16 protein-coding genes and 1 riboswitch are annotated in these 14,801 nt (G+C 70.2%); of the genes, 10 read left to right on the forward strand and 6 right to left on the reverse strand.

Annotation, left to right across the window (positions count from 1 at the left end; all coding sequences use genetic code 11):
• Positions 1-89 precede the first annotated feature (89 nt).
• Both ACIBVN_RS14920 and ACIBVN_RS14925 read left to right on the forward strand, forming a co-directional pair.
• Entirely contained in the window at positions 90-1,514 is a 1,425-nt protein-coding gene (locus tag ACIBVN_RS14920; protein ID WP_397136467.1) for a DUF6745 domain-containing protein, read from the forward strand.
• A 31-nt stretch (positions 1,515-1,545) separates the two neighbouring features.
• The gene (locus ACIBVN_RS14925; RefSeq protein ID WP_397136469.1) at positions 1,546-1,950 is read left to right on the forward strand and encodes a hypothetical protein; all 405 of its coding nucleotides are present in this window, start codon (positions 1,546-1,548) and stop codon (positions 1,948-1,950) included.
• Positions 1,951-1,979: 29 nt separating this feature from the next.
• On the opposite strand, the gene ACIBVN_RS14930 is transcribed toward ACIBVN_RS14925, so the two are convergent.
• From ACIBVN_RS14930 to ACIBVN_RS14940, 3 genes are all read right to left on the reverse strand, one after another.
• Positions 1,980-2,741, reverse strand: coding sequence for a hypothetical protein (locus ACIBVN_RS14930; protein WP_397136471.1), 762 nt, complete (start codon positions 2,739-2,741; stop codon positions 1,980-1,982).
• Positions 2,742-2,751: 10 nt separating this feature from the next.
• The gene (locus tag ACIBVN_RS14935) at positions 2,752-3,342 is read right to left on the reverse strand and encodes a matrixin family metalloprotease (RefSeq protein WP_397136473.1); all 591 of its coding nucleotides are present in this window, start codon (positions 3,340-3,342) and stop codon (positions 2,752-2,754) included.
• Between the two features lie 83 nt (positions 3,343-3,425).
• Positions 3,426-4,187, reverse strand: a complete 762-nt coding sequence (locus ACIBVN_RS14940) for a FadR/GntR family transcriptional regulator (RefSeq protein ID WP_397136475.1) — start codon at positions 4,185-4,187, stop codon at positions 3,426-3,428.
• 188 nt (positions 4,188-4,375) lie between these two features.
• On the opposite strand from ACIBVN_RS14940, the gene ACIBVN_RS14945 reads away from it, so the two are divergent.
• Genes ACIBVN_RS14945 through ACIBVN_RS14975 form a run of 7 tightly spaced genes read left to right on the forward strand, consistent with a single transcriptional unit; the run spans position 4,376 to position 11,052 of the window.
• Positions 4,376-5,614: an ABC transporter substrate-binding protein gene (locus tag ACIBVN_RS14945; protein ID WP_397136477.1), complete on the forward strand. Its 1,239-nt coding sequence runs from the start codon at positions 4,376-4,378 to the stop codon at positions 5,612-5,614.
• Between the two features lie 56 nt (positions 5,615-5,670).
• Positions 5,671-6,612: a carbohydrate ABC transporter permease gene (locus ACIBVN_RS14950; protein ID WP_397136479.1), complete on the forward strand. Its 942-nt coding sequence runs from the start codon at positions 5,671-5,673 to the stop codon at positions 6,610-6,612.
• Positions 6,609-7,424, forward strand: a complete 816-nt coding sequence (locus ACIBVN_RS14955) for a carbohydrate ABC transporter permease (RefSeq protein WP_397136481.1) — start codon at positions 6,609-6,611, stop codon at positions 7,422-7,424. Before ACIBVN_RS14950 ends, ACIBVN_RS14955 begins: the two co-directional genes overlap by 4 nt.
• Positions 7,425-7,429: 5 nt before the next feature.
• Positions 7,430-8,578, forward strand: a complete 1,149-nt coding sequence (dgoD, locus tag ACIBVN_RS14960) for a galactonate dehydratase (protein ID WP_397136483.1) — start codon at positions 7,430-7,432, stop codon at positions 8,576-8,578.
• A 2-nt stretch (positions 8,579-8,580) separates the two neighbouring features.
• Positions 8,581-9,204 (forward strand): bifunctional 4-hydroxy-2-oxoglutarate aldolase/2-dehydro-3-deoxy-phosphogluconate aldolase, encoded by a 624-nt coding sequence (locus ACIBVN_RS14965; protein WP_397136485.1) that lies wholly within the window; start codon positions 8,581-8,583, stop codon positions 9,202-9,204.
• 50 nt (positions 9,205-9,254) lie between these two features.
• On the forward strand, positions 9,255-10,484 hold the full coding sequence (gene manD / locus ACIBVN_RS14970; protein WP_397136487.1) for a D-mannonate dehydratase ManD: 1,230 nt from the start codon (positions 9,255-9,257) through the stop codon (positions 10,482-10,484).
• A complete protein-coding gene (locus tag ACIBVN_RS14975) occupies positions 10,474-11,052 on the forward strand; it encodes a gluconokinase (RefSeq protein ID WP_397136489.1) in 579 nt (192 codons plus the stop codon). The genes manD and ACIBVN_RS14975 overlap by 11 nt, the downstream gene beginning before the upstream one ends.
• 113 nt (positions 11,053-11,165) lie before the next feature.
• Here ACIBVN_RS14975 and ACIBVN_RS14980 read toward each other — a convergent pair whose 3' ends face one another.
• Complete coding sequence (locus tag ACIBVN_RS14980) at positions 11,166-11,669, reverse strand: MarR family winged helix-turn-helix transcriptional regulator (RefSeq protein ID WP_397136627.1); 504 nt, start codon at positions 11,667-11,669, stop codon at positions 11,166-11,168.
• A gap of 84 nt (positions 11,670-11,753) precedes the next feature.
• On the opposite strand from ACIBVN_RS14980, the gene ACIBVN_RS14985 reads away from it, so the two are divergent.
• Positions 11,754-13,229 (forward strand): MFS transporter, encoded by a 1,476-nt coding sequence (locus ACIBVN_RS14985; RefSeq protein WP_397136491.1) that lies wholly within the window; start codon positions 11,754-11,756, stop codon positions 13,227-13,229.
• Positions 13,230-13,378: 149 nt separating this feature from the next.
• Here the strand turns inward: ACIBVN_RS14985 and ACIBVN_RS14990 are convergent, their stop codons facing one another.
• Together ACIBVN_RS14990 and ACIBVN_RS14995 are read right to left on the reverse strand one after the other, a co-directional pair.
• On the reverse strand, positions 13,379-14,047 hold the full coding sequence (locus ACIBVN_RS14990; protein ID WP_397136493.1) for a 50S ribosomal protein L11 methyltransferase: 669 nt from the start codon (positions 14,045-14,047) through the stop codon (positions 13,379-13,381).
• 6 nt (positions 14,048-14,053) lie between these two features.
• Positions 14,054-14,671 (reverse strand): GNAT family N-acetyltransferase, encoded by a 618-nt coding sequence (locus tag ACIBVN_RS14995; protein ID WP_397136495.1) that lies wholly within the window; start codon positions 14,669-14,671, stop codon positions 14,054-14,056.
• A 6-nt stretch (positions 14,672-14,677) separates the two neighbouring features.
• Positions 14,678-14,777, reverse strand: a riboswitch (SAM riboswitch).
• Positions 14,778-14,801: the final 24 nt, after the last annotated feature.

Genomic DNA, 14,801 nt, shown 5'->3' on the forward strand with positions numbered 1-14,801 from the left:
GAGATCGACAAATGTGTCAAGGCGACGAACGTCGTCGGGTAAACGGCCCCAAATTGTCCTAGCGGGCAGGTATCGTGCTGCGCCGAGTCATGATCACCGGCGTGGGCTCGGTGTACATTGCGGCGTCCTCGGCGGAGTCAGGGGGCCCGCCCCAGTTGGAGGTCTCCACCGTGAATCCACCGGGTCCAGCCCGTTCGACGGCCGGCGAACGGGAGGCGGCGCGCACGCCCCGGGCCGAGCACGACCGGGACGACACCGCCGCCGAGAGGCGGGCGTGGGAGTTCGCCGCCCGTGTCTGCTACCGGGAGATCGGGGTCCCGTTCCCTGAACGGGTCGTGTGGGTGTCCTCACCGCTCGTCGGCGCGTTCGCCGCACCGATCGCCGCCTGCCTGAGCACCGGCCACCGCAACAGCCGCGTCCTGGACTCGGTCTACCGCGCGGTGGACGACACCGCCGGCGAGACCGCCGGCCACGCCGTGCGCACCGCGGTCCAGGCCGCGGCGGACGGCGCGATGAGCGATCCGGTGCACGGCGCGGCGGCCACCGCCCTGCACGCCGAGATCGCCGCGGCGATGAACTCCGCGCTGACCTCGGCCGTGCGGGACTCGGCGCAAGGCGCGCCCGCCCGCGAGGAGAGCCGGCGTGCGCCCACCGGCGCATTGGCCACGGTCGCCAGTGCGTCGGACGCGGCCGTGCGGGCGGCGGTGGACGCGGCGGTGGGCGGCCCGCGGCAGGACACGATCCGCGGCGAGGTGCGCCGGCTGTGGCGGGCCCACCTGGCGTGCCAGCGGTCCGACACCTGGCTGACCCTGGTCGGCCGCTTCGGGCAGAACGCGGTCCCGCCGCTCGACGAGGACCGGTCGGGGCAGACCTTCGCAGAGCAGAACGCGGTCCCGCCGCTCGAGGAGGACCGGTCGTGGCTGACCGTCGCGGAGCGGACCGCGGCGCAGTCCGCGCCCGCCGGCTGGTGGTGGTGGCCCTTCCTCGACTTCGTCATGTTCTGTCCGCGCCCGGCCGAGCTGCACCTCGAGCAGGTCGGCGAGGGCGCCGGGGCCACGCACCGGCCGCACCGCGCCGACGGCCCCGCGGCCCGCTGGGCCGACGGGTTCGGGGTCTACTTCTGGCACGGCACCCACGTCACCCAGGCCGTCATCGACGACACCCTCACCGCCGACGAGATCCTCCGCGAGACCAACGCCGAGATCCGCCGCTGCGCCATCGAACGCCGCGGCTGGGACCGCTTCATCACCGAGGCCCGGCTTGAGCAGGTCGGACCCGCCGTGCCCGACCCCGGCAACCCCGGCCAGACCCTCACCCTGCACGACGTCCCCGCGGACATCTACACCACACACGTGCGGGTCCTGCTGTGCACCAACGGCACCGTCGAACGGGACGGCACCCGCCGCCGCTTCGGCCTCACCGTCCCCGCCGACTGCACCGACCCCATCGAGGCCGCCGCCTGGACCTACGGCCTCACTCCTGCGCAGTACGCCACGGCGCAACGACGATCCTGACCCCCGCCCACCGGCAAAGGAGTCCGAGAAGATGCCCACCATCGAAGAGGCCATCGCCACCTTCGGCGTCACCATCGACGAGCACCTCGACCGGCAGGCCGAGATCCCCATCCTGTCCGGCCTGCAGTTCCAGGGCGATGTCGCCGTCGTACCGGCCAACCGGGACCAGGCCCGTACCCCCGTCCCCGAGGCCGGCGTCCCGATCGTCCGCGGCCAGGCGGGGGCCAACACCCACCTCCTGCTCGCCACCGGCAAGGTGTTCTTCACCCAGGAGCGCTTCGGCGGCGGAATGGTGCTCGGTGTGCTGACCGTCGCAGAGGGTGCGACCGCCTACCTCGCGCACCCCGAACACGCCTTCACCGGCATCGCCCCGGGCACCTACGAGCTGCGGCGCCAGCGCGAGCAGGCCGACCAGACCCGGCTGGTCGCCGATTGAGGGAGCATCGCCCCCTCGATGGAAGCGGGTCAGCAGGTGGACTGGTCTGTCGCCGTGCCTGTCTCGCAGGCTGACTGCTGGGCGCGGCCACGGAGCTGGGCCAGCGTCGTGGCGCCTGCTCCTGTGCTTCTCGTCTGCACGCCGCCGCCGAGGAGCTGGGCGGCACGCTCCTCGTCGGCCAGCGGGGCGATCAGCGGTGCGCCGGGCTTCTCCTCGATGAAGACGCCCTGGCCGATCGGGAGATGGACGCTCGCCTGGTATGCCTGGGCCGCCTGTGCGGCGGGCCGCCGCCTGGCGCGGTCGAGGGCGCTGTCGACGTAGAAGAGGCCGCGCCCGGCCGTACCGAGGGACGTGCGGAGCCCCTCGAGCGTCGTGCCGGTGGGCTGCTCGACCCTGAGCCGGATCTGGCCCGAGGCGAAGCCGCGGCCGAGCTTGCCCGCATGGATCTTGTCGACCTTGATGACGACGCTGGCCCAGCGGATCGCCGCCTCATCGCTGTCGTAGGGCACGACCTGCGGCGTGACCGAGTCGTCGCCCGAGGCGTAGGCGATGCCCGGCTCCACGCCGACGACCGTGCCCTCGACGAGCGCGGCGGCCGGGCGGAACACGCCGGACGGCCTGGCACCCGGGGTGATGTCGTCGAGGGAGTCGAAGAGGTACTCGCCGGTCCCGCTCTCGGCGTGGAGCTGGGACCAGAAGGAGGGGGGCGCCGGCTTCGCGGCGGGCGCCTGGGCGCAGCCGCCGAGGGCGGCGACGGCGGCGACGGCCGTGAGGAGCTTGAGGTGTCTCATCGCCGGTCTCCTAGTAACGGCCGTTGATGTGGGCGACGTCATGCGTGCCGTACTTGGTGACGGTGTGGGAGCCGGTGCGCAGGCAGGAGCCGGACTCGGTCGAGTGGTCGAGGCCGATCGTGTGCCCGATCTCGTGGCAGGCCAGCGCCTGCCGCTGGGTGGTGCTCATCCAGTCGATGTCCTTCAGGTCGTAGCGGACCTCGTACTGGTCGCAGCGCCAGGCCTGGGTGCTGTCGGCCGGCGGGATGCTCTTGACGCATTTCGAGTAGGCGAAGAGGTTGTAGCCGGTGCTGGAGCCGTCCCAGTCCAGGTCCCAGTGGTCGACGTAGTAGCGGTCGAACGACTCGACGTCGGTGCTCGGGTCGGGGGTGCTGTCGTAGGCCACGGTCATGTCGGTCTGGGAGTCCAGCTTCAGCATGGCGGCCCTGGCCGCGCTCCTGGTGCGCGTCTCCAGCGTCTCCGAGGTGTACCAGTGCTTGGAGTTGTCGGCGAAGGGGCAGCAGCCGTTCGCCGAGCCGAACCCGTTGGCGCCGGCGGGCGAGGCCGGCACGATGACCGCCGCCGCGAGGACGAGCGCCGGCAAAAGCGTTCTGTAAGACATGTGATCCTAAACAAGGACAAACGGACGTCCGGATATCCTGCCCGTAAGTCACGCGCCGATCAAGCCGGCGTCAGGTGCGCCGGTCAAGCACCGCTCGGCTCGATGGCCTGCTCCCACATCGACTTCATCTCGGCGAACCCCTGCTCCATGATCCCCACCATGGCCTGCCTGGCCCGCTCGCCGTCCCGTCGCTGGATCGCCTGGGCCACGTCGGTGTGCAGCTGCAACGCCTGCTCGTCCGGATAGTGCGGCATCAGGTGGTAATGGTGCCGTCCCGCGAGCACCTCGGCGACGATCAGTTGCAGTTTCGCGAACATCTCGTTGCCGGAGGCGGCCAGCACCCGCCGATGGAAGTCGATGTCCAGGTCGAGGAAGCGTGCCTCGTCGCCGGCTTTCCCAGCGGCCCACATCTTGGCCGCGAGCCCGACCAGCTCGCTCGCCTCGTCGTCGCCGATCCGCTCGGCGGCCAGCCAGGCGGCGTGCGGCTCGATCGCGGTCCGCAGCTCGGTGATCGAGCGCATCTGCGCCATCCGCCCGTCGGAGGCGAGCCGCCAGCGGATCACCTGCGGATCGAAGACGCTCCACACCACGGCGGGCTGGATCATGATCCCGACCCGGCGCCGGGTCTCGATGAGTCCCATGGACGCGAGCACCCGCAGCACCTCGCGGATCACCGAGCGGGAGACCTGGTAGCGGTCGACCAGGTCTTCGATGCTCAGGACGGAACCGGCGGCCACGTCGCCGCTGCAGATGGCGGTGCCGAGGTGGTCGAGGACGCGTGCGTGCAGCCCAGCCTCGCCAGAGGCCTGCGGGGTGGGTGCGCCCCCTGGGGAGGACTGGTTCACGGCACAAAGCATATCAGTTGGAGGCCCGCTCTTGAATAAATCAGCTTTTTTGTCCTAGCATCCCGGCATTAAGCAGATGTTACGAGAGTGTGTGGCGCTCTTCCGGGGGGGCGGCGGCCATGACAGAAAGGGGAGATGACGTGCGACGTCGATCGATAATCGGTACGTCTCTGGCCGTGGTTGCCGCCATGAGCCTGTCCGCCTGTGGCGGTGGCGGCGACAGCGGCGCATCCAAGACGGTCCGGGTCACCCTGGCCAACCACGTGTGGACGGAGAACATCAAGCAGGCGCTGCCCGAGTTCGAGAAGCAGACCGGGCTCAAGGTCGAGATCACCCAGCTCGGCGAGGACCAGCTCTCCGACCAGTACAACGTCAAGCTGAACGCCGGCTCGTCCGACATCGACGTGATGATGTACCGCCCCCTGCAGGAGGGCAGGCTCTTCGCCAAGAACAAGTACCTGGCCGACCTGTCGGACCAGGTGAAGGCCAACAAGGACTGGGACTTCAGCGACTTCCAGGCCGGCCCGGTGGAGGCCACCACGTACGAGGGCAAGCCGGTCGGTGTCCCGATCATCACCGAGCAGGAGGTCCTCTACTACCGCAAGGACCTGCTCGCCAAGGCCGGACTCAGCGCCCCGCCGAAGACCCTCGACGAGCTGAAGGCCGCCGCCGCCAAGGTCAAGGCGGCCGAGCCGGGCGTCGCCGGCTTCGTCGCCCGCACCGGCAAGTCGCCGGCGGTCACCCAGTTCTCCAGCTTCCTCTACAGCTTCGGCGGCGACTTCGTCGACGGCAGCGGCAAGGCCGCGGTCAACAGCGACGCGGCCAAGCAGGCGTACGCCTACTACGGCGGGCTGATCAAGGACTCAGGCCCGGCGAACGTCAGCACCGACATGGGCTGGCCCGAGGCGATGGCCATCTTCACCCAGGGGAAGGCGGCCTTCTACACCGAGGCGAACTCGCTCTACAAGAACGCCACCGACCCGGCCAAGTCCAAGGTCTCGGACAACGTCGGTTTCGCGCCGTTCCCGGCGGGGCCGAGCGGTTCGAAGCCGTACAACATCCCGTCGTGGGCACTGGCCGTCAACTCCAGCTCGGAGAACACGGGCAACGCCTGGAAGTTCATCGAGTGGGCCACCAGCAAGGCGCAGACGCTCACCCAGCAGAAGTCCGGCGTGCCGGGCGCCCGCAGCTCCGTCTGGGCCAACCCGGAGGGCACCTCGACCTTCCCGAAGGACCTGGTGGAGGCCATCGCGGCCAGCACCAAGGCCGGGGTGGGTCATGACCGGCCGCTGGTCGTGAAGGTCGCCGAGTCCCGCGAGATCGTCGGCCAGCCGATCGTCGACGCGATCACCGGCAAGGACGCCGCGGCGGCCGCCGACACGGCCAACGCCGCGTTCCAGAAGTTCCTGGACGACGAGGCGAAGTAAGCGGCACGCGGGTGGCGGGAGCGAGCGCCCGCCACCCGCCCACCCCTGGAGACCTCATGGCAACGATCACCACCAAGGCGCCGCGCAGCGCCTCCGCCGCCCCCGACACGCCCGGCTGGGTGGTCTGGGTCAACGACCACCGCAAATGGCTCTTCGCCGCGCCGGCGATGGCCTTCGTCGCCGCGCTGCTCGTGTTCCCCCTGGCCTGGACCGGCTACCTCAGCCTGACCGACGCCGAGGGATCCGTCCGCGCGGAGAGCGAGTTCGTGGGCATCCAGAACTACCTCGACGTCCTGTCGGACACCGAACGGTTCTGGCCCGCGGTCGGGCGGACCGCCACGTTCACCGTCGTCGCGCTGCTGTTCGAGGTGGTACTCGGGATGGCGATCGCGCTGCTGCTCTGGCGGCCGTTCAAGGGGCAGAGGTGGGTCCGGGTCGCCATCCTCATGCCGCTCGTCGCCACTCCGGTGGCGGTCGGCATGATGTGGCGGCTCATCTTCGACCCGAACATCGGCATGGCCAACCAGATCCTCGGCTGGTTCGGCATCGGGCCGCAGCCGTGGCTCGCCGGCCAGCACTCGGCGCTGCCCACCACGATCTTCATCGACGTGTGGCAGTGGACGCCGATGGTGGTGCTGATCCTGCTCGCCGGGCTCACCTCGCTGTCGGACGAGCCGCAGGAGGCGGCGCGCATCGACGGAGCCAGCACCTGGCAGCGTTTCCGGCACGTCACCCTGCCGCTGCTGACGCCCACGCTGACCGTGGCGGTCCTGCTGCGCGGCATCGACGCGCTGAAGACCTTCGACATCCTGTACGCCACGAAGGGCCGCGGCGGCGGTTCGTTCCACGAGGTGGAGACGCTCAACGTGTACGCCTACGGCCTCAGCTTCGACTACAACGAGTACGGCATCTCCTCCACCGTCCTCATCCTCTTCTTCCTGCTCATCATCGGGGCGATGTGGGCCCTGACCGCCCGGCGTAAGGAGGCGCAGCGATGAAGTCCCGGCCCGCGTACCAGGTGTTCCGGGTGGTGGCGCTCACCTTCGTGGTGCTCGCACTGGTCGCGCCGCTGCTCTGGATGATCGCCGCGTCGTTCAAGACCAACGTCGACATCTACGACCCGGGCAAGGCGCTGGCTTTCTCGCCCACCATGGACAACTACGCCAAGGTGCTCCAGCAGGCGAACTACGTCGAGTTCATCGTCAACAGCCTCTGGGTGGCGTTCGCCGCCACCGTGGCGTCGCTGATCCTCGGCGTGCCCGCCGCGTACTCGATGAGCCGGTTCAACATGAAGAAGTCCGCGCTGGTGGTGCTGATGGCCCGGGTCATCCCCGGCGTCTCGCTGCTGGTGCCCTGGTTCTACGTCTTCTCCAACCTGAAGATGGTCGGCGGCTTCGGGGTGCTGATCATCAGCCACATGTTCGTCTCGCTGCCGCTGGTGGTCTACATCATGATGGGCTACTTCGACAGCCTGCCCGAGGAGCTGGAGGAAGCGGGGCTGGTCGACGGGCTGACGCATATCGGCGCGTTCCGCCGCATCATGCTGCCGCTGTCCGTGCCGGGCATCGCCACCGCCGGGATCCTGTCCTTCATCTTCTCCTGGAACAACTTCATGTTCGCGCTCGTGCTCTCCGACGCCGACACCAAGACCCTGCCCGTGGCGATCTTCGACTTCGTCGGCTACGCCAGCATCGACTGGGGCGGACTGATGGCCGCGGCCACCGTGGTGACTGTGCCGATCATGGTGATCGCCCTGTTCGTGCAGAAGTACGTGGTCTCCGGCCTCACCGCCGGCGCGACGAAGGGCTGACCGGCATGACGACCATCGCACGCGTAGAGACCTTTCTCGTCGCCCCCCGCTGGCTCTTCGTCCGGGTGGAGACCGACTCCGGGATCGCCGGCTGGGGCGAGGCCACCTGCGAGGGGCGCTCCGAGACCGTCCGCGCCGCCGTGGAGCAGCTCGCGGAGCTGCTGATCGGCCGGGACGCGCTGCGCATCGAGGACCACTGGCAGGTGCTGACCAAGGGCTCGTTCTACCGGGGCGGTCCGATCCTGGCGAGTGCCGTGGCGGGCCTCGACCAGGCCCTCTGGGACATCGCCGGCAAGCACTTCGGCGCGCCGGTGCACCAGCTGCTCGGCGGTCCGGTCCGGGACCGGATCCGGGTGTACGGCTGGGTCGGCGGCGACGAGCCCAGCGAGGTCCGCGACCACATCGCCGCCCAGGTCGAGGCCGGGCTCACCGCGGTGAAGATGAACGCCTCCGGCAAGATGAGCCCGGTCGCCTCGGTCGCCGAGCTGGACGGCGTGGTCGCCCGGGTGGCCGCAGCCCGCGAGGTGCTCGGCGACGACCGCGACGTCGCCGTCGACCTGCACGGGCGGTTCACCCTGGCCAACGCCCGCCGGGTGGCGCCGCTGCTGGAGCCGTACCGGCCGCTGTTCCTTGAGGAGCCGGTCGTCCCGGAGAACTCGCACCTCATCGGCGAGTTCGTCCGCTCGACCACCATCCCGGTGTCGACCGGGGAGCGGCTCTACAGCCGGCAGGAGTTCCTGCCCGTCTTCCAAGCCGGCATCGCGGTCGCCCAGCCGGACCTCTCGCACGCCGGCGGCATCACCGAGGTACGCAAGATCGCCACGCTCGCCGAGGTGTACGACGTGCAGCTCGCCCCGCACTGCCCGCTCGGCCCGATCGCCCTCGCGGCCTGCCTGCAGGTCGGCTTCGCCACGCCGAACTACCTGATCCAGGAGCAGAGCATCGGCATCCACTACAACCTCGGCGCCGAGGTGCTCGACTACTGCCTCGACAAGACCCCCCTGGCCTTCGTGGACGGACACATCGAGCGGCTCACCGCGCCCGGACTGGGCATCGAGGTCGACGAGCAGGCCGTCCGCTCCGCCGACAAAGCAGGACACGCCTGGCGCAGCCCCATCTGGCGGCACCGGGACGGCTCCTACGCGGAATGGTGACCATGACCCTCGACCTCACCGCCACACTCGCCGCCACCCGATTCCTGGCGATCATCCGTGGCACCGACACCGCCGCCGCCATCGCCACCGGCACCGCGCTGCTCGCCGAGGGCGTCCGCGTGGTGGAGGTGGCCCTGACCACGCCCGGCGCGCTCGATGCCATCGCGGCGATCCGGGCAGCCGCCCCGCCGGGCTCGCTGGTCGGCGCCGGCACCGTGCTCACCCCGGCCGCCGTCGCCGACGTGGCCGCGGCCGGCGCGCAGTTCGTCGTCACCCCCGCGGTCGTCGACTCCATCGGCGAGGCGGCCCGCCGCGGGCTCCCGGTCGCCGCCGGAGCGCTCACCCCGACCGAGGCGTACGCCGCGGTCCAGATGGGCGCCGCCGCGGTGAAGCTCTTCCCGGCCTCGCTGGGCGGGCCCGCGTACCTGAAAGCGCTGCGCGACCCGTTCCCGGACGTCCCGTTCGTCGCGGTCGGCGGTGTGGGCCTGGCCGAACTGCCCGGCTACCTCGCCGCCGGCGCGATCGCGGTCGGCGTCGGGGGGCCGCTGATCGGCGACGCGGCATCCGGCGGTGACCTGGACGCCCTGCGGGAGCGGGCCCGCGCCTACCTCGCCGCGACGTCATGACCCCGGTCGGCCTGCAGCCCGGCGACCCCACTTGTGAGAAAGGCACCTAGGTGAAGATCATCGCAGCGGACGTCATCGTCACCAGCCCTGACCGCAACTTCGTCACCCTCAAGATCACGACGGACGAGGGGATCACCGGGCTGGGCGACGGCACCCTCAACGGGCGGGAGCTGCCGGTCGCGTCGTACCTGGCCGACCACGTCGTCCCCCTGCTGATCGGGCGGGACCCGCATCGCATCGAGGACACCTGGCAGTTCCTCTACCGCTCGGCGTACTGGAGGCGCGGTCCCGTCACCATGGCCGCCATCGCGGCCGTGGACGTGGCGCTGTGGGACATCAAGGCCAAGGCCGCCGACATGCCGCTCTACCAGCTGCTCGGCGGAGCCTCCCGCACCGGGATCATGGCGTACGGGCACGCCTCGGGCCGCGACCTGCAGGAGCTCTTCGACTCGATCCGCAAGCACCTGGAGATGGGCTACCGCTCGATCCGCGTGCAGACCTCCGTACCTGGCATCAACGCCGTGTACGGTGTGGCCGCCCAGCCCAGCGTCGACGGCAAGCGGTACGACTACGAGCCGGCCCAGCGCACCGCGCTGCCCGCGGAAGAGGACTGGGACACCCGCGCCTACCTGCGCCACCTGCCCGGCGTCTTCGAGGCGGTGCGGAACGAGTTCGGCCCCGAGCTGCCGCTGCTGCACGACGGCCACCATCGGATGACCCCCATCCAGGCCGCCAAGCTCGGCAAGGCCCTCGAGCCGTACGACCTGTTCTGGCTGGAGGACTGCACCCCGGCCGAGAACCAGGAGGCGCTGCGCCTGGTCCGGCAGCACACCACCACCCCGCTGGCCATCGGCGAGGTCTTCAACACCGTGTGGGACTACCAGACCCTGATCCGCGAACAGCTCATCGACTACGTCCGCTCCGCCGTCACCCACACCGGGGGGATCACGGCCATGCGGAAGCTGCTCGACTACGCCGCCCAGTACCAGATCAAGTCCGGCATCCACGGCCCGACCGACATCTCCCCCGTCGGCATGGCCGCCGCCCTGCACCTGGACCTGGCGATCCACAACTTCGGCATCCAGGAGTACATGCAGCACGGCCCGGCGACCAACGAAGTGTTCCAGCAGTCGTTCAGCTTCACCGACGGCTACCTGCACCCCGGTGAACTGCCGGGGCTCGGCGTGGAACTCGACGAGGAGGCCGCGGCGCGCTTCCCGTACCAACCGGCGTACCTGCCGTTCAACCGGCTCAAGGACGGCACCGTCCATGACTGGTGAGCACCGGGCCACCCGGCACATCGTGGTGATGGGCGTGTCGGGCGCGGGCAAGACCACCGTGGCCCGCGGGATCAGCGAGCTGACCGGGCTGCGGTTCGCCGAGGCGGACACGTTCCACCCGGAGGCGAACGTGGCCCGGATGCGCGCCGGCATCCCGCTGGACGACGCGGACCGCTGGCCGTGGCTGCGTGACCTGGCCTCCTGGATGGCCGACCGGCACGCCGAAGGCGTCTCCACGGTGCTGGCCTGCTCGGCGCTCAAGCGCGCCTACCGGGACGTGCTCCGGCAGGGCCCGCCGGACGTGGAGTTCGTCCATCTCGACGGGTCCGCGGAGCTGATCCGGGACCGGATGACCCGCCGCACCGACCACTACATGTCGGCCAGCCTGCTCGACTCGCAGCGGGCGATCCTGGAGCACCTCGACCCGGACGAGTCCGGGATGGTGCTGGAGGTGTCACTGCCGCCGGACGAGCTGGTGGCGGCGGCGGTCGCCCAGCTCGGCCTGCCGCCGGCCACCCGCCCGGCGACCGGCCGTGAGTCCGGGCCACGCGGCCTGCTCACCAGTTAGTGAAGGCATCGCCCTGACGTGCTTCTTCATGACCGGTGCCCGTTGAAGGCCGGGACCTGAGCGACGCCCTCGCCGCCGGGGCCGGCGAGGCGCTCGGTTGAACTTCTGGGGTCTTACTCCCCCGGCTTCGAGGCCGGGGTGTTGGGCCGGGCTGCCACCAGGCCGGCTTCCACGGTTTTGAGCAGCGTGAGCGCTGCCTCGAGGTTGCGGGTGTCGTGGCCGGCGGCTGCCGAGACCGCCGCGGCCCATTCCCGCCGGACGACGGCGTAGTTGGTTCTGCCGCGCTCTGTCAGGTGCACGGTCACCCCACGGCGGTCGTCCGGGCAGATGCGCCTCTCTATGAGGCCCTTGGCCTCGAGCCCGCGCAGGACGGTGGAGAGGTTGGTGCGCTGCAGCCCGGTTGCGGCGGCGATCCGGCTCGGCGGGGCGGCGGGGTCGCTTTGCAGGTGGCGCATCACCATGCCTTCCGACGGAGACAGCTGGACGGCCCGCTCGTCGACATAGCCGCGGAATTGGATCTCCCGGGCGATGATCAGCGCCAGGTCCGCCAGCTCGGCCCAGCGGGGATCCGCTTCCGAGCCGAGCCCTTCGGCCGGCGGCTGCGATTGGTCGTACATCACACCCCCAAAGAGTAATCCGTCCGCCGAATAGTTATATCGTCATATTTGTCATCAACCTATAACTATCTACGTGGAGGCGCCATGAGGACCACACTTCCCGCCCCGCGAGCGAGCGTCGCGCAGGGATCCCCGCGTGCCGTGGCGCAGGCGGGCGGGTTGCACCCGTTCGGGGTGTTCATCCTGCTGGCAGGCGCGTTCTTGCCGATCATGGACTTCTTCATCACGAACGTCGCGCTGCCAAGCATCGACGCCGAGCTGCACGCCTCGGCATCGTCCCTGGAACTGGTGATCGCCGGGTACGGCGTCGCCTACGCGGCGCTCCTGGTGCTGGGCGGCCGGCTGGGCGACCGCTACGGCCGGCACCGGATCTTCCTCGGCGCGCTCGTCGGCTTCATCTCCGCCTCCCTGACCTGCGGACTGGCCCCCAGCGTGGAGCTGCTGATCGGGGCGCGCATCGTGCAGGGTGCCACTGCCGCGCTGCTGATCCCGCAGGTGCTGGCGACGTTCCACCACACGCTGGAATCCGAGCGCAAGGCCCGCGCGGTGGCTCTGTACGGGGCGACGTCCGGCATCGCCGCGGTGGTCGGGCAGCTGGTGGGCGGCCTGCTCGTGTCCGCCGACATCGCCGGCACGTCGTGGCGGCCGATCTTCCTGGTCAACGTGCCCATCGGCGTGGTCGTGCTGCTGGTGTCGGCGCGGATCGTGCCGAACACCCGCTCGGACCAGCCCGTCGGCGTCGACCTGCCCGGCACGGTGCTGTTCGCCGCCACCCTCACCACCCTGCTCATCCCGCTGACCGAAGGGCACTCCCTGGGCTGGCCCTGGTGGACGTGGGCGATGTTCGCCCTGGCGGTCGTCCTGGGCGGCATCACCTTCGTGGTGGAGAAGCGCGCCGAGCGGCGCGGTGAGATCCCGCTGCTGCCGCCGTCCCTGCTGCGTCTGCCGTCGATGTCGCGGGGTCTGCTGATGGTGCTGGCCTTCAGCATCGGCTTCGGCGCTTTCATGTTCGTCTTCGCGCTCACCGTGCAGAACGGGCTGCACCAGGACGCGCTGCACGGCGGTCTGGCGATCCTGCCGATGGCCCTGCTGTTCTTCGCCGGATCCCTGCTGGCGCCGCGCCTGATCACCCGCTTCGGCCGGGCCACGCTGGCCGTCGGCGCCGTGGTGCAGTTGGCGGGACTGGCCCTGCTGGTGACCGTCATCGTCGAAGCGTGGCCACACGTCAGCCTGTGGGCCATGGCCGTCCCGCTGGCCCTGGCCGGCGCCGGACAGTCCATGCTGTTCGCCGGGCTGTTCCGCAGCGTGCTGGCCGACGTCCCCGCCCACCTCGCCGGTATCGGCAGCGGCGTGCTGATCACGCTGCAGCAGAGCGGGCTCGCCCTCGGGGTGGCCGCGCTCGGCACCCTCTACCTGGCGTTGGAGCCGCACAGCGTGCCCCATGCCTTCGCCGCCGTCGAGTACGTGCAGCTGGCCATCATCGCCCTGCTCGCGGTGGGCGTCGCCGCTCTGCCGCGCTTCACCCAGGCATCCGCCCGCGAGCCGGTGATCGACGCCTGACGCCCGGTGCGGACCGGCGCGACCCGCACCGGGCATCAGCCGCCGGGCAACTCGCGGCACGCACGACGGCGGCGTTCCGCTTGACCGCGTCGATGTCCTGGTGGCCGATTGCGCAGTGTGAAGTGATCGTCAGAAAGCTGTCCGGAAGGTCAGGGGACCACCAGGTGGTACGAGGGCAGGGACAACCGGGTGAACTGCCAGATGTTGACGCGTCCACGCAGGTCGGGCAGGACGCTGCGCCACGCGGGGTCGAAGGGCAGTTCGAGGTCGGCGAGGAGTTGGGGTTCGGTCCAGTTCGGGTTTCGCAACGCGGTTGGATCGAGGACGGCCGCCGCGGTGGTGCGGACCCTCCCGACGCTGGAATGGGCAAGGATCAGCCGGATGGCATCCAGGCCGTCCCGACCGCCGCCGTCGTGCAGATGACGCTGATCCGGTGGCACGTCGGGCAGCAGCGCGGCGGGACGTTGCGGAGGATTGACGGCCAGAAGATTCGCGCTCATCGGGGCCAGGAGACGCCAGTCGGCCTCCCAGAGGGTGAGCCGCTTGCGAGCCTCGTGACCGAGGACCTCGATGACGTTGCGGGCGGTGTCAGCAAGCGCGGCCCGGTCATAGTCCTGAGCGATCACGTGCCGGGCTCCAGCGGTCAAGGCGGCGAGAGTGACCAGGCCCGCTCCGCACCCCGCGTCCACGACGACCTGGTCTCGGGTGTCGTCCATGGAAGAGGCGAGAAAGGCGGAGAAAGTCGACGGCCGGTGAACACCCGGGCTGGCTTTCAGCTTGCGCCCCACGCTGCCCCAGTGGTCAAGGGAGGCCCGCATGATCTGTTACCGGCGGCCGGCGGCGCTGAGACGGTCGCGCAATGCCGCTCTTACCGCCGGCCATTCGGCGGCGGTAACGGCGAACATGGCCGAGTCGCGAAGCTCGCCTTCCTCGCCGGGCGCCCACGACATGGACCAGGAGCGCAGGACACCCTCGAATGGAATGCCGAGTCGCTGGAGCGCGTGGCGGCAGCGGAGGTTACGGGCGTCGGTCTTCAGGTCGACGCGGGCGACGCCGAGCGTCTCGAACGAATACGACATCAGCAGCAGCTTGGCCTCGGCGTTGATCCCGGTGCCCTGCGCTGAGGCGGCAAGCCACGTGAAACCGATCTCGATCGCCCGCACGCCCGGCCGGTCCGGCCAGGTGCGGGGATCCCACAGCGCGGTGCAACCCACCGTCCTGCTGTCGGCGACCCGGACCTGCCCGAAAGGAGTCAATCCATCGCGTGCGACCTGCGCTGCCACATAGTCCTTCATCCCATGCGCGCGGGGCACCAGGGTGAAGCCGTAGGACGAGCGTTCCTCCTCGGCGGCCTCCGCCAGATCGGCTACGTGCCGCATTGCCAGCGGCTCCAGCCGCACCAGATCGCCGGTCAGAGAAGGAACATCAAGCCGCATGCTCATCGAGACTCCTCATCGTTCCTGGCATTGGCACCTTTCTCGCCGACTCTCGCCGGGGAGGTTGCCGGACCGTCGCAGGGCCAGGTCCCTCGAGTCCTCTGGATGATTGACGGGTCGGGATCTTGCCAGGTCG

Source organism: Nonomuraea sp. NPDC049400, assembly GCF_044466425.1.
GTDB lineage: Bacteria > Actinomycetota > Actinomycetes > Streptosporangiales > Streptosporangiaceae > Nonomuraea.

What these genes read in the sequence shown, in the direction of transcription:
- ACIBVN_RS14930 (WP_397136471.1), bottom strand. Translation starts at nt 2,741, where the DNA reads ATGAGACACCTCAAGCTCCTCACGGCCGTCGCCGCCGTCGCCGCCCTC.
- ACIBVN_RS14990 (WP_397136493.1), bottom strand. Translation starts at nt 14,047, where the DNA reads ATGCGGGCCTCCCTTGACCACTGGGGCAGCGTGGGGCGCAAGCTGAAA.
- ACIBVN_RS14945 (WP_397136477.1), top strand. Translation starts at nt 4,376, where the DNA reads ATGAGCCTGTCCGCCTGTGGCGGTGGCGGCGACAGCGGCGCATCCAAG.
- ACIBVN_RS14980 (WP_397136627.1), bottom strand. Translation starts at nt 11,669, where the DNA reads ATGTACGACCAATCGCAGCCGCCGGCCGAAGGGCTCGGCTCGGAAGCG.
- ACIBVN_RS14920 (WP_397136467.1), top strand. Translation starts at nt 90, where the DNA reads ATGATCACCGGCGTGGGCTCGGTGTACATTGCGGCGTCCTCGGCGGAG.
- ACIBVN_RS14995 (WP_397136495.1), bottom strand. Translation starts at nt 14,671, where the DNA reads ATGAGCATGCGGCTTGATGTTCCTTCTCTGACCGGCGATCTGGTGCGG.
- ACIBVN_RS14965 (WP_397136485.1), top strand. Translation starts at nt 8,581, where the DNA reads ATGACCCTCGACCTCACCGCCACACTCGCCGCCACCCGATTCCTGGCG.
- ACIBVN_RS14985 (WP_397136491.1), top strand. Translation starts at nt 11,754, where the DNA reads ATGAGGACCACACTTCCCGCCCCGCGAGCGAGCGTCGCGCAGGGATCC.
- ACIBVN_RS14935 (WP_397136473.1), bottom strand. Translation starts at nt 3,342, where the DNA reads ATGTCTTACAGAACGCTTTTGCCGGCGCTCGTCCTCGCGGCGGCGGTC.
- dgoD (WP_397136483.1), top strand. Translation starts at nt 7,430, where the DNA reads ATGACGACCATCGCACGCGTAGAGACCTTTCTCGTCGCCCCCCGCTGG.
- ACIBVN_RS14925 (WP_397136469.1), top strand. Translation starts at nt 1,546, where the DNA reads ATGCCCACCATCGAAGAGGCCATCGCCACCTTCGGCGTCACCATCGAC.
- ACIBVN_RS14950 (WP_397136479.1), top strand. Translation starts at nt 5,671, where the DNA reads ATGGCAACGATCACCACCAAGGCGCCGCGCAGCGCCTCCGCCGCCCCC.
- ACIBVN_RS14975 (WP_397136489.1), top strand. Translation starts at nt 10,474, where the DNA reads ATGACTGGTGAGCACCGGGCCACCCGGCACATCGTGGTGATGGGCGTG.
- ACIBVN_RS14955 (WP_397136481.1), top strand. Translation starts at nt 6,609, where the DNA reads ATGAAGTCCCGGCCCGCGTACCAGGTGTTCCGGGTGGTGGCGCTCACC.